At 52.6% G+C, this 14,505-nt stretch carries 5 protein-coding genes and 1 riboswitch; all 5 genes read left to right on the plus strand.

The genetic code is table 11. The annotated features are described in order from the left end of the window. Position 1: 1 nt before the first annotated feature. The 5 genes from gltA to ACO5Z0_RS05845 all read left to right on the plus strand — a co-directional run bounded on the left by gltA (position 2) and on the right by ACO5Z0_RS05845 (position 14,458). A complete protein-coding gene (gltA, locus tag ACO5Z0_RS05825; RefSeq protein WP_485649540.1) occupies positions 2-1,408 on the plus strand; it encodes an NADPH-dependent glutamate synthase in 1,407 nt (468 codons plus the stop codon). Between the two features lie 114 nt (positions 1,409-1,522). After that, positions 1,523-2,083, plus strand: coding sequence for a 3'-5' exonuclease (locus ACO5Z0_RS05830; RefSeq protein WP_485649628.1), 561 nt, complete (start codon positions 1,523-1,525; stop codon positions 2,081-2,083). Between the two features lie 333 nt (positions 2,084-2,416). Next, positions 2,417-3,247 carry a PD-(D/E)XK nuclease family transposase gene (locus ACO5Z0_RS05835; RefSeq protein WP_485649541.1) on the plus strand — a complete coding sequence of 277 codons (831 nt, stop codon included), beginning with the start codon at positions 2,417-2,419 and terminating at the stop codon, positions 3,245-3,247. A gap of 95 nt (positions 3,248-3,342) precedes the next feature. Further along, a riboswitch (cobalamin riboswitch) is annotated at positions 3,343-3,516 on the plus strand. Between the two features lie 383 nt (positions 3,517-3,899). After that, positions 3,900-6,395 (plus strand): TonB-dependent receptor plug domain-containing protein, encoded by a 2,496-nt coding sequence (locus ACO5Z0_RS05840; RefSeq protein WP_485649542.1) that lies wholly within the window; start codon positions 3,900-3,902, stop codon positions 6,393-6,395. Positions 6,396-6,469: 74 nt separating this feature from the next. Next, the gene (locus ACO5Z0_RS05845) at positions 6,470-14,458 is read left to right on the plus strand and encodes an autotransporter outer membrane beta-barrel domain-containing protein (RefSeq protein WP_485649543.1); all 7,989 of its coding nucleotides are present in this window, start codon (positions 6,470-6,472) and stop codon (positions 14,456-14,458) included. Positions 14,459-14,505: the final 47 nt, after the last annotated feature.

Genomic DNA, 14,505 nt, shown 5'->3' on the forward strand with positions numbered 1-14,505 from the left:
CATGGCGTTGGTGCTGGAAAAACATAAGATGCCTGAGCAAGACCCGAAGGTTCGCGCCCACAACTTTGAAGAAGTGGCGTTGGGCTACGATGAGGAAACGGCGATCGCCGAAGCCGAGCGCTGTCTCAACTGCAAGGTGCCGCAGTGCCGCAAGGGCTGTCCCGTGTCCGTGCGCATCCCCGAGTTCATCCAGAAGATCAAGGCGCACGATTTTGCGGCGGCGATCGACATCATCAAGGGCGACAATGCGTTGCCAGCCGTCTGCGGCCGCGTCTGTCCGCAGGAGAACCAGTGCGAGAAGCTCTGCATCCTCGGCAAGCGCGGCGAGCCTGTCGGCATCGGCAGACTTGAGCGCTTCGCGGCGGATTGGCAGCTCGCGCAGGAAGAAGAGGTCAAGCCCGTCGAGTTCGCCCCGGACGCGCAGAAGGTCGCGATCATCGGCGCAGGTCCTGCGGGACTTTCGTGCGCCGGCGATCTCGCGAAAAAGGGCTACCGCGTGACGATCTTCGAGGCGCTGCATGTCGCGGGCGGCGTGCTCTCCTACGGCATCCCCGAGTTCCGTCTGCCGAAGGACGGCGTCGTGCAGAAGGAGGTCGAAAACCTCAGAAAGCTCGGCGTGACGATCGAGCTGAATTCTGTCGTCGGCAGGCTCTATACGATCGACGAACTCATGGAAGAAGAGGGCTTCGATGCCGTCTTCGTCGGCACGGGCGCGGGCTTGCCGCATTTTATGAACATCCCCGGTGAAAACCTCAACGGCGTCTATTCCGCCAACGAGTTTTTGACGCGCTGCAACCTCATGAAGGCGTACCGTTTCCCCGACTTTGCGACGCCGATTCACGTCGGCAGGGGCGTCGCCGTCGTCGGCGGCGGCAATGTCGCTATGGATGCGGCGCGCACGGCTCTGCGGCTCGGCGCGGAGAAAGTCTACATCGTCTACCGCCGCAGCGAGGAAGAACTGCCCGCAAGGCGCGAGGAAGTGCACCACGCGAAGGAAGAGGGCATCGACTTCCGCTTGCTGAACAATCCCGTCGAAATCTTGGGCGACGAAGACGGCTGGGTCAAGGCGATTCGCTGCATCAAGATGGAGCTTGGCGAGCCGGACGATTCGGGACGCCGCCGCCCCGTGCCCATCGAAGGCTCGGAGTTCGAGCTTCCCGTCGATACGGTCATCATGTCCATCGGCACGGGGCCGAATCCCATCGTCGCGACGACGACGCCCGGCATGGATACGACGAAGCGCGGCAACATCGTCGCTGACGAGGAGACGGGAGCTACGACGAAGGAAGGCGTGTTCGCGGGCGGCGACATCGTGACGGGCGCGGCGACCGTCATCCTGGCGATGGGCGCGGGCAAGAAGGCGGCCGCCGCCATCGACGAGTATCTGCAGAAGAAAAAGAATGCCTGAGCTTCGAAGAAGACCGAAGCGGCAGGCGTGTTCGAGGGACGCGGGAGAGACAGCGTCCCTCGGCGTGTATATGGCGCGGCAGTGCCGCAGAAAGTGTTTTGCGAGGTGATCGCCATGATGAACTATATCGCGATTGATTTTGAAACGGCGACGGGCAGCATGAACTCCGCCTGCAGCGTGGCTACCGTAGAGGTGCGGGACGGACAACTAAAGGAAGGGTGGACGACGCTCATTCAGCCGCCCGGACTTCGCTTCGACAGTTTCAACATCGGCATCCACGGCATAAGGCCTAAGGATGTGGCAGATGCGCCGACCTTTGCTGAGGTCTGGGAGGAACTGAAGGCGCGCCTTGCCGGCAAGATCGTCGTCGCGCACAATGCGTCCTTCGACATGGGCGTGCTCAAGGCGTCGCTCCTTGCCAATCGCCTGCAGGCGCCGGATTTTCGCACATGCTGCACCGTGCGCATCGCACGCAAGGTCTGGCCTAGCCTTGACGATCACAAGCTCAACACCGTAGGCGCACACCTCAATATCAACTTCCGCCACCACCGCGCCCTGGACGATGCCAGAACATGCGCTGCCATCCCGCTTTTCGCAGGCATGGAAACGGGCGCCGACGACATAGAAGAGCTTGCACAGAAAATCGGCGTAAGGATCGGCCATTTCGGCGCGTGAAGGAAAGAAAGGAAGCGCAAAATCGTCTGTGACGAGATTCATGCGCTTCTTTTTTCTATGAAAGCCCAAGAAGTCAAGCCGAAAGCGCAGGCTGATTGACGAACTTTCATTAAGGGCGGCGCACAATGTCCGGAAAGCGGACATTTGTGGTGTAGTTTATCCAGCTTCAGAAGAGCGTATACATGCGTGCTAGTTTTGAATGTATACAGGGGTTTGTTAATCTGTATCTTTTGAATGACTGGTCGAATAAGTTATATAATGCTATAATAAAAACAGAAAACAGATTCTACGCCATCAAGATTATGATAGGAATTCAAGCGGGAGAAAGTTATTATGGATAGAGATGAGAAGGCACAATGGCGGCAGAGATTTTTAGAGATATTAGCAGGTTTTCGTTTGCTTGATGATGACTTTATGACGGCGGTGTTTCAAGGCAGTTTGCCGTGTGTTGATCTTGTTTTGCAAATCATCTTGAATAATCCTCAGATTAAAGCAACGAAAGTGACTACGCAGGATACGTTGAAAAATTTACAAGGACGCAGTGTACGCCTCGATATCCATGCGTGGACAAACAAGCAGGAATTTAACATCGAGATTCAGCGTGGAGGAAAAGGTGCGGCAGAGCGCCGAGCTAGGTATAACAGCAGCCTTATGGATGCCAATGCTTTGGGTGCAGGGGAAGATTATGATAAACTGCCGGAATCGTATGTGATCTTCATTACGGAGACAGATGTGTTGGGGTATGGGCGACCGATTTACAGGATTTGCAGAATGATTGAAGAAGAAAACCACGTCTTTTGTGATGGCTCTCATATTATTTATGTCAATAGTTCGATGATGGATGAAAGTACGCCGCTTGGCAGACTGATGCATGATTTCCGTTGTACACAGGCGGATGATATGTATTATGCTATATTATCAGAACGCGTAAAATATCTTAAGGAAACAGAGGAAGGAGCGATCAGCATGTGTGAAGCGATGGAAAATCTTATGAATGAAGTGAAAGCATATAGTGTAGCGCAGGGCATGGCGCAGGGCATGGAGAATGAGCGCATTTTTTCTATTCGCAAGATCATGATAAATTTGCATCTGACAGCGGAAAAGGCAATGGATGCTTTGTCCATTCCGAAGGAGGAACAAGCGAAGTACAAGGCGATGCTTTGAGCGACGGACAATTTAAATTGACGTAGCTTTTCTTAAAAACTATTGACAAATGCCGTACACCGTATTAAACTTAAAACTAATGAAACCATAAAAATTTAATATGGTAGGGAACAGGTGTCGCAAGACTTAATAGGGAATCCGGTAGAAGCCGGAGCGGTCCCGCCACTGTAAGAGGAGTCCACCAAAAAATACCACTGGAAAGTTTTCTGGGAAGGTTTGGAGGGGCGATGAATCTGAGCCAGGAGAACTGCCTGTTTCAACATCACCGTCGGCTTTGAGGAGATATTCTTGAAGTCGGTACCTGCGAGCGATGGGTAGGGGATTTCGTCTATGAGTTTCGGGATAGATTTATCTTCGGTGCAGCTTTATGCGCCGTTTTTTTCTTTTCCGAGAAAAAATCTAGTCGTCTGCTCCATGCTTTGGGGGCAGGCGATTTTTATTTCGGAGGTGGGATATTAGGGAATTGGTTGAGTGGGAAGATGTGGGATTTATTATCTGTTTATTCGAAACAAACTACGTGCACAAACGTCTGCTTCATGGACATTGTGCGTCGCCCTTACATGAAAAACCAATCAGTCTGCGCCTACGGCTTGACCTCTTGGGGCTTCATCGTAAGAACTGGATACCTTGAGAACTGCAAGGAGGCTGTATTATGTCAAAACGGAAGGAACGGCGATTGATTGCAGGCATACTGTCCATGCTTGCTGTCGGTATTTTTGGCTACCCGACAATGGCAAAGGCTGCAGAAGTACAGGCAGCGGAATCGGAAGATGTGCAGACGGCACAGGCGGCGGAAGCTGTATCGCAGCATTATGCGACGGAGCCGATTACCGTCGAGGCGAAGCGTCCCGATTGGGAAGAAACGCTCTCGCCGGGCACGGTGACGGTCATTCGCCCCGAGGAGTTCAAGGGTGAGCAGAAGACCTTGCCCGACTTCCTCAAGATGGTGCCGGGCGTCCATGTGCGCGAGGTCAACGGCAAGGGGCAGTATACGACCGTGACCGTGCGCGGCTCGACGGCGGCGCAGGTCGGCGTATTCGTCGACGGCGTGCTGACGAACCTCGGCGGCGACGCGGCGGTTGACATCTCGACGATTCCCGTCAGCAACGTCGAGCGCATCGAAGTCTATCGCGGCTACATTCCCGCACGCTTCGCCGGCACCTTCATCGGCGGTGTCATCAACGTCGTGACGAAGAAGCCGACAGGCGCACACGGCTCGGCGGAGATCGGTCCCGGATCCTTCGGCTCGAAGAAAGCCTCCGTCGAAGTCACAGCTCCCGTCGGTAGCGGCAGTCTCCTCTTTGGTTTCAATCACGAGGCGCGCGATGGCGATTTTCCGTATCACAGCTATGCAGCGGATCAGTTCTATACGAATACAGAGGTTGGAAGAGATATCTTACAAACGCGGGCGGAACTGCAAGGATATCTGTCTATGACTGCGGCAGAGCGGGCAGCATACGACACAGCGCATGGCGCAGGCGCATGGCAAAGCAAGGTGGATGGCTGTGTGCAGTGGCTGGGAGATTACCCAAAGGAAACGGATTCGGCGGATCACCCTGAACGGCGACGCAAATATAATGATTACAAGAATACGGATCTATTGCTCAAATGGCAGAATAAGGATTGGATGATCAAGGGGACATATAAGACCATTAACCGCCATCTGCCGGATAGCCTCTGGGTTGATGTGAGAAGCTACTTTGATATGATTACGCCTGGCTTGGAAGTTGACCGATACGATCTCTACAAATATGACAGCCGCCATCAAACGATAGATGCTTCGGAACTTCTCGTGCAGCGCCGCTATATGGGAAAGCGCTACGATTGGGGCTGGATGATTGATTACCTGCACCAAAGCAAGGATTATCGTGCAGAGCATATCAATGATGCTTTGAGAAAACAAATCTTGATTCCGATGCGCGAGTGGAGCCGTTACCGTTCGAATAAATATAACGTTCAGATCGATGGTACATACGAGCTTAGCAAGAATAATATGCTTGACTTTCAGATGAATTACTCGCATGAGCGCATGAATATTGACGGTGATGGTTTGGACAAGGTCATTGACGATGTGCAGGCGGGCATTGGCAATCTTTGGGCACAGATGCGCAATCAGTTCGATCAAAATATTTTCAACGTGCAGTTGCAGGATACGATCACACTTGATAAAAAGCGCACATGGCAGTTGACGCCGTCCATTCGTTACAATCGTTCGGAGATCATCGGCTACAGCAGATTCGGTCGTTTCAATCCGATGAAAACATACCGTTGGATTCATCCGAAGGACAGTCAGGTCGATGCCAAGGTAACATGGCAATTGGCGCTTAAGAAGGAATTCAATGAGAATTTCACGATGCGTATGACAGGCGGCACTTATTTCCGTTTGCTTAATATGTATGAGATTGCGGGCGACGGCGCGGGCATTCTTCCAGCGCCGATCGACTATATGGGGAGCGGCGCCAAGTTCCCGCAGCCGGAGTATGGCTCGCAGTTCGATATCAGTGCCATTTGGGACGGAAAAGCACTGGGTGGAGACAATCGGACGACGCTGACCTACTTCTGGCGCGATACGCAGAGGATGCTTTATCTCTATCGTGCAGGACTCAACTACAGCTCCTATTTCAACGATATGCGCGGCAAGGCGCATGGCGTCGAACTGCAGACCAACTTCCACTGGAGGAAGTTCGATCTTGATTTGGAAGGGACATACCTTCATATAAGCGCACAGAGAAGAGATTCATCTCCCGGTGTGCATTATGACTGGTTTGAGGTGCGTCCGACGTTTCAGCCGACATGGGAGGGCAATATCCGCTTGACCTACCGCCCGACGGAGAAGTGGCTGTTCTTTGGGGAAACGCATTATGTGTCGAAATATTATACGCATTATGCGATTCCACAAGTCAAGGATCCGGTAGAAAAAGAACTCGCCGGACGCCCGAGAGAAGCGCTGACCGTCGTCAATCTGGGGTTTAAGTGGTCGCCGAAGAAGGATATGACGTTGACGCTTGGTTGTAATGATGTATTTAACCAAGGTCCGCAGCTGAAGGTGAACAGCGTTCAGCGCTTTGGCAGCGATCCGGGTAAGGTCAATATCGAATACCCGCTGCAAGGTCGCAGTTACTATATGACATTCCGCTATGAATTCTAAGGGGGGAACAGGAGATGGCTGCAAGGATGCAGCGGATGAGATGTTTTTGTCAAATGTTTTAAGGAGGAAGAAAGATGAAGACATATTTTGGGAAGAAGAATCACATGCGCTTGACTGCGTTGGTTTTGATGGGACTCCTCTATGGTTCGACGGCAAGTGCCGATACGAATGGTACGATTACGGCAAAGGATGCGGATGCAACCGGTGGAGTCTATACACTGACGCAGGATGAAACGAGGAATCTCACGAAGGATAACTTTATGGAGGGTTTATATAGCATCCCCAAAAAATTTGCGGCTCTGACGAATTATCATCATAAAATTAATAATAATAAACACGCATTTCAAGATTTTACGATTGATTTGAAGGGACATACATGGACACTCGGCGTGACATCTAAGCAGCCGCCGGGACCTGCTTCAGCGGTTACTACAATCTTTGCAGGTCCTGAGAACAAGTTGACGGTGAAGGACAGTGCAGGGGGCGGTAAGCTTGTTCTCAGTGCAACGGTGGAGAATGACGCTGCCAGCACGGTTGCGTCTGCTATCTGGGTGGAGTCGCCAATGGTGCAGCAACATGGCAGCGCCACGGTTACTTTTGAAACGCCCGTGGAAATTACATCCGTCGTTAACAAGCGTACAGGAGATTATGGTTCTGTTTATGGCGTTTATGCAGGAACGCGCGCGGATGTGACGTTTAAAAAGCTCACTATGCGTGACGTTGCCGCCGAAGAGGACAAGTACACTGTCGGCCTCGATCTGAATGGAGGAGATGCGAAGATTACGGCAGATGAGGTCGATATCGCCGGCGTCAAGGGAGATGCGGTTCGGTTAGACCGCGGCGGTGACAATGGAGAGGATGAGGACGGTAAAATTTCCATCAAAGGTGGGAAGATTGTCGCTGCAGCCGATTCTACGAATACGAAAAAGTATTATGCAGTCCATGGAATCAAGGGGACGATCTCTCTCAATGAGAGCCGGGATCGTGATTTCACGGTCGTCGGCAATATGTGGACGGAGGAAAGCGGCATTATCAACGCTTCTTTCACTTCAGCAGCATCACATTGGAAGGGGGCTGTTTACAGGAAAGGCGGTGAAATGAATCTGACCTTGATGAAGGGCGGCAAATGGATCCATGAGGTGCAGTCGGGAGATCTTGCAGCGAATACGGCGTTTACGGGTTCGCATTTGAATAAGCTGACGGGCGGTACATCTATGGCTCCTGCAGACGTCGGCGTGGTACAGCAGGGAATGAAGGATATCACGATCGATTCCTACAGCGGCAATACGCGATTCCTCTTCGAGCACGATGCGACAACGCCGACGACGATTAACGGAGGCAAGGTGACTATCACTGAGGCTGAGCCGAACTCCCATGTCGTTTTCAGCACGGCGCCAAGCCCGAATATCACAGCCGCCAATCAGGCTGATGTATTGAATGCTCTAGCCAACAAGCTGCAGTATACGGACTTCAAAAATGGTAAGCAGAATCTAAAAGGAACGGCGGAGATCAATGAGGGATTGATCAGCTCAAGCGCCCAATGGAAAGGCGATATTACGTTCGACGGCACCACGGGAGATGGCAGTTACCGGGAACAGAAGCAGTCGAAAGAGAATTTTACGACGCCGATCACCAACATTGAAGCAGAGGACACTGAGTATAAGGACGACTTTGTGCGTCGCGACGACGGTAGTTACGTATTCACAAAGGATAAGACGACGATCACAACGAGCGGGAAACAGATTTCAGACGGTGGATACGGCGGTAAGACCTATGCTGCCATATCCAATACGAATACGACGAAGCCCCTCCAGATTGATATGGCAGGGCATGATCTCGCTGTCCGAATCAATAAGAATGATCATGCGACGGGCATTGGCGCTACAGGAAAAGACAGTACAGTAGTGATCAATAATGCTGGGAATATGGATATTGAGAGCGTAAGTACCGCTGGGAAGAATAGTGCCGCTTTATTTGCTGCAGGCGGAGGAAAGATTTCCATTCAAGCCCATGAAGGGAAAACGCTCAAATTGCGGGCACGTTCCGATAATGCCGCTAAGGCGGCGGTAGTGAAAGCAATCAACAGCAGGCATGGCGTGCAATCCAGCATCGATATCAATGGGGCAGTGGATATCGAAGCAGACGGAATAGGCAGCAAGGAAGCGGTCAACAGCACGGGTGCAATTATCAACATGAAAGGCGGCGGTACGATACGTGCGACGGGCGCAGGCACGTATGCGATTCATTCTGCAGGGGATCAGTTTGGAAAAATCGGACATGTTTATGTCAATGTAAGGAAGGATTCTGCGGGGAATGTTACGGGAGCTGACGATAAAAAAACCGTTGTTGAAGGGAATTTGAGCACAAGCGGCATGGGGGGGCAAGGAGTCATTCATCTTGGTCTCTATGGAACGGGGTCTTCATGGACAGGAGATTATCTTGAGAACGAAGGTACGGTCAATCTTTGGTTGGGCTATGACAGAGCAACATGGACGGGAAAGACGGGGACAAACTCAGATTTCAATCTCAATATGACGCAGAAATCTCTCTGGAAGGTCACCGGAAGCAGTCATATAGCGAATTTAAAAGGTCCTGAGTATGATGGTGGCGGCTACGACAGTGAAGCTCTCGTTGATTTGACGGCGACGCAGGATACAGATAAGGTCAATATAAACTCCTTCGAAGGCAAGACGCATTTCCTGTATGATAATGTAGTGACACAGGATCCCGACACCAATCGTTTGCATGTCGCTGCCAAAGGGGCTGAGATCCATGTCAAAAAAGCAAAGGCAGGAAGTGAGATTACACTGTGGACCGCAGCAAAAGGGGCGTGGAACTGGAAGGGGAATGCCTCTGATGTGGATATGAATATTACGGATGCGCTCGTCAAGTCCTTGGTCAACAAGTTCTGGTTCGAAGATGCCGCTGCTCATGCAGATAATCTGAAACTTAAGGTTCGTATCGGCGAAGGATTGACTACTTCATCCCAAGACCGTCTCATTTGGGGCGGCATTCATTACGACACAGCGAATGGCGGCAGAGCGGATTATACGTATACACCTCGCCCTGAGCCGCGTCCAGTGACTGCTATCCGTGCTGCAAAAATTTTGACGAAGGATTTTACGGCGGTATCTGAAGAAGCTAATGCGGCGGACGATCATGGCAATATGCATGTTTCTGCACTCTATGCAGGGAATACCTCGTACAACGCGGGCAATCCTATGATTGTGAACATGAATGGTCATTCCTTGAATTTGGAGGTCTTGAGCAAGGATAAGGCTGCGAGCGGCGTCATGCTGCGCCCGAATGCTGCTGTAGAGGTTCAAAATGCTGCCGGCAAGGAATTGACCATTAAGGCAAATAATGAGAGTTCTACTGCGGCGCATGGCATCTATCTGGCAGAGAATTCATCACTCAAGCTCCAAGGACCTGTCGTAGTGGAGCAGGTGACGTCAGAAGGTCGTGAAGTGACAGGTATCCGAACAGAAGGCGCAAACAGTAAGGTGGAGATTGACGGGACGCTTACGATTCATTCGCTCCAAGAAAATTTGGATGGAGATGGCAGTCGTGTTTCGGCATTGGATGCCCATGGCGAGGGTTCGTCAATTACTGTAACCGGTGATGCTGATATTCGAGATGTTAAAGGAACTGTTCTTAGCGTTTATGATGAGTCGGGGCAAGGCAAAGGGGGAACCATCCGTATAGCGGGAGGAAGTCTCTCGGCAATTGAGGCAGGACCATCCTATCAATTCCGACTGGTCAAGCAAAATGCTGGCACGGTTCATATCAATATGCAGACTGACGGTACCGCTGGTACGCGAAAGACGAATCTCTATGGCGATGTATATGTCACAGGCGCTGCTGGAAGTGCGCCGAAGGGAACGCTCAATGTTGCACTGACGACAAATGACTCTTCGTGGCATGGCGCTTCGCTCTACGAGGATACGGCTACGGTCAAGGCAGGGAATTTCAACCTTTGGCTGCAGAACGGCGCCTCTTGGAAAAATGAGCAGCTTTCTGTAGCTTCATCGAGTTGGCAGGGCAGCCATGTTTCGAAGCTTGTCGGCGGCACGGCAGGGCATGCAGGGATGATCTTCCAGAGGGATGCGAAACCCATCACGATTGATCAGTACAGTGGTCATCTCAAGGTATTCTATAGGCATACGGTCGACGGACAGACGCCGACGATCAAAGGCGGGGATCTCACCATCGGACATGCAGATGCTGGCAGTGAGATCACGCTCGTTACAGATAATGATTCACTTGACGTGACATCCACCGTCACCCGTAAGAAGAATCTGGTCAGTGCGACGCTCAACGCCTTGGCGAAGAAGCTGTGGTATACGGCTTTCAAGTCAGGGGAAAACACATTGACAGGGAGAGTCATGATCGCCGACGGTCTTACAGGGTCGAGTGCGAGTCTGCGTCTGGAAAATATTACGTTTGACCACAGCACGGGCCAAGGGGGATATATCTATACACCGGCGGTTCTCAATCAAACGGTCACTTCGTTTACGACGCCGATCACAGGAAATCAAACGACAGATACCGCCTATGTGACGGGTGGCGTAATGGAGGAAGGCGAGTACACGTTCTCCAAGGATACGACGATCACAGGTGCGAACGGTATCAAAGGCACCTCTGCCAATAAGATTCTTGCCGCTGTATCAGAAGGCAAGACGCTCTCTGTCCAAGCCAGCGATGCAGCTCTCGATGCCGGTGCAGGAAGCGATATTGCACTTAGCGGCGGCAAGACCGTCATGGAGACGACGGGATCGCATGTCATCCGCACGGCAGCCGGCTCGAAGACGGCTCTCAAGGGTGCGTTCGACATCAAGGGCGCGGTGCAGAATGCAGGTGCGCTGACGCTCGACGATAAGGAAAGAAAGAGCAATCTTGCCGGAGACATCGACAACAGCGGCACGCTCACGCTCAGTTTGAAGGGGACGGGCAGTACATACAGCGGCGCCATTCGCGGCAGCGGTACGAGCAGTCTCGCGCTTGGAGGTGTAGCGCGTTGGACGAATACGGGAGCGAGCGCACTTCAGACGTTCGCAGGTACGGCAGGCAGCATCGTCGATATGCGTTCGAGTGGTGATACACGGATAGCGAACTACAGCGGCAACAGCGTATTCTGGTATGGTCATACGATTGCTGATGGTGTTGATCGTGATGGGGAGCAAGCTAAAGTGCCGACGATTGTTGGTGGAAAACTCACGATTGCATCGGCGGCGATGGGCAGTGAAATCCACCTGCGTACGGATAGCACGGGCTATGATTTCACATCAACGAAGCTCATTGATGAAAATCTTATTCATGCTACGCTCAATGGCTTGGCGAATAAACTCTATTATGAGAACTATGCCACGCAGCCGACGCATCTCAAGGCGTATGTTGAGATCGGCGAAGGACTGATCGGATCCGGTGCGCACATTTCGAAAGAAATTACGACTTTCGGTAAGACATCGGATGCTGCGGACGGTACGGATTTCCAAGGCAAACCTTTCAATACGGAGAATGGGCAAGGCGCCTATATCTATAATGTGAAATGGGAAGTGCCGGAAACACAGCAGGCAACAGACTTCACATCTCCGATCACCGGCGATTGGGACGGAGAGACGAAAAAAGGTGCAGACCGTCCTTATGCACGAGGCGGCGTCATTCACGACGGTAAGTACGGCTTCACGAAGGATACGAAGATCCATCCGGCAGCAGGCAGCGGCATCACCAATGCAGCATCGAAGAAGGACATCACCATCAAGGCGCAGGGCGCAAATCTCACCGTTGAAGCGGCAGATTGGGCGATCGAGGCGGCAAAGGATCATAAGATCGATCTCACAAGCGACAAACGCGTCACACTCAATGGCAGGGGCGTTCTCTCTGCCGCGAGCGGCTCTGCCGTGAACGTCGAAGCCGCAGGGCTGACGCTCAATGGAGATCTGCAGAACGACGGCGGCAAGGTGACGCTCGACGGCGGCAATGCCAAGAGCACGTTCGCGGGCAACCTCTCGCAGAGTGGCGGAGGCAGCCTGACGATGAATATGAAGGGTGACGGATCCTCGTTTGCCGGCAACGTCTTAAACCTCGGCGGCAGCGTCCGCATTGATCTGTCGGGCACGGGATCCTCTTTCCGCGGAACGATCAACGGTCCTGCCGATACGGCGGGAGTATCCGGTCTGCGTTCGCCAAAAGCAGCGACATTAGCCACGACGGAGTTGATTCTGGGCAAAGCGGCAAATGTGGAATTCACGGGTGCATCCAAGGTCAAGCTCTTGACGGTCGGAGAAAATTCCTTAGTCAAAGCGCCGGACGGCAAGGAGCTCAAGGTCGATACCTTGAACACGGGCAGCGGCTCGACAGTCACAGCGCAAACCGGCGCCACCCTCACGGCAGGTGCGCTCGCTGCAAACGGCAGCTTGAAGCTGGCAGCCGATGGCAATATCCGTACGGATAAGCTCACGATGTCGGGCGGCACGATCCAAAAGGTAGGCAGTGGTACGGCAGCCGTTAAAGAAGCTGAAGTCACGAAGGAAACGACGCTGGACGCCGCAACGGCGGGCATGAGTTTTGACAAACTTTCTCTTGGCAATGCTATGTTGAAGAATGCGGGTGCAGCCGACATTGCCGTCAAGAAACTCTCATCAAATACGGGCGGCAGACTCTTCCTCGGTTCTGACGCCAAGGTGCAGGCGGAAGAAATCTCCGGCACCATCAACGTGCTCAAGCAGGCGACGAAAAACAGCGACGGCACAATCACGGCGAACAACGGCAAGCTGATCTTCAAAAAAGTCGATGCTGCACAGACGAATAAGCTCACGCTCTCTGCAGTCGGTATGACCTTAGAAGATGCACGCACAGGAACGGCAGAAGAGCAAAAAGCGAAAAAAGAGCGCAACCAGAATGCACTCCTTTCGTTATACAACCAGACCGTACAGGCAGACGTCGGAAGTGAAGGCATCGTCAAGGGCAACACCTATAAAGATGCCGAAGGCAAGGAACGTCAAGGCTATCGCATCAAAAACCTCAATGTCAACTTGGCGACGATGGAATCTTTGACCGGATCGAGCGCCACCGCATTCGGCAATGTCCTCTTTGACTCCTCGGGCAAGGCGGCATCCGTAGCAGAACAGCAGATCGGCTACGGCGACTATGAAACGATGGTTATGCAGAGTACGAAGGGTGCGATGACCTCCACGGCGATGGTATGGCGCAACGAGATGAACGATGTCATGAAACGCATGGGAGATCTGCGGCTCTCTCCTGAGAACATGGGGGCATGGGTGCATTTCTATCGCGGCAAGACATCGAGTGACAAGGACAAGGCGAACTTCCGCATGGACTACACGACGATCCAAGTTGGTTATGACTGGAAGGCAGGCAAGGATTGGCGTGTCGGCGTCGCGGGCAGCTATATGAAGGGAAGTTCAAGCTATGCGACGGGAAGCGGCGACAACAAGGCGGGCAACCTCGCTGTCTATGGCACATGGACGGGCAAGAGCGGTGAATACGTCGATGTCATTGCGAAGGTCGGCCGCATGGCGAACGATTTCAGTGTATCGAATGCATGGGGCAACGTGACAGCTCAGGGCGATTATCATACGTGGGGCGAGTCTGTATCTGCCGAATATGGCAGACGTTTCCATAAAGACAATGGTTACTACTATGAACCACAGATCGAAATGACGTTCGGACACCTGAATGGCGCAAGCTACGAGATGACATCGAACGGACATGGTACGCTCCAAGTCGATCAAAGCGGTCTGACGAGTGTCATCGGTCGGCTCGGCATCGCCATGGGGCAGGAAACGAAGCGCAGCACATGGTTCCTCAAGGCGTCGCTCTATCACGAGTTCGCAGGAGATATGGACACGACATGGAAAGTCACGGGCAATCCGACAAAGTACACGAAGCAGGATGGCAAGGACACTTGGCTCGGCATCCAGCTTGGCGGCACCGTCAAACTCAATGACAGGACGAGCCTCTACGGCGACTTCGAGAAGACCTTCGGCGGCGACATCAAGACCGATTGGCGCATCGACGCAGGGCTTCGCTGGAGCTTCTGACGGGAAGAAAGGTGTGCGAGAAAATCTTCCATAAATAAAACAGGGCT

The organism is Selenomonas sp. (genome assembly GCF_057272215.1).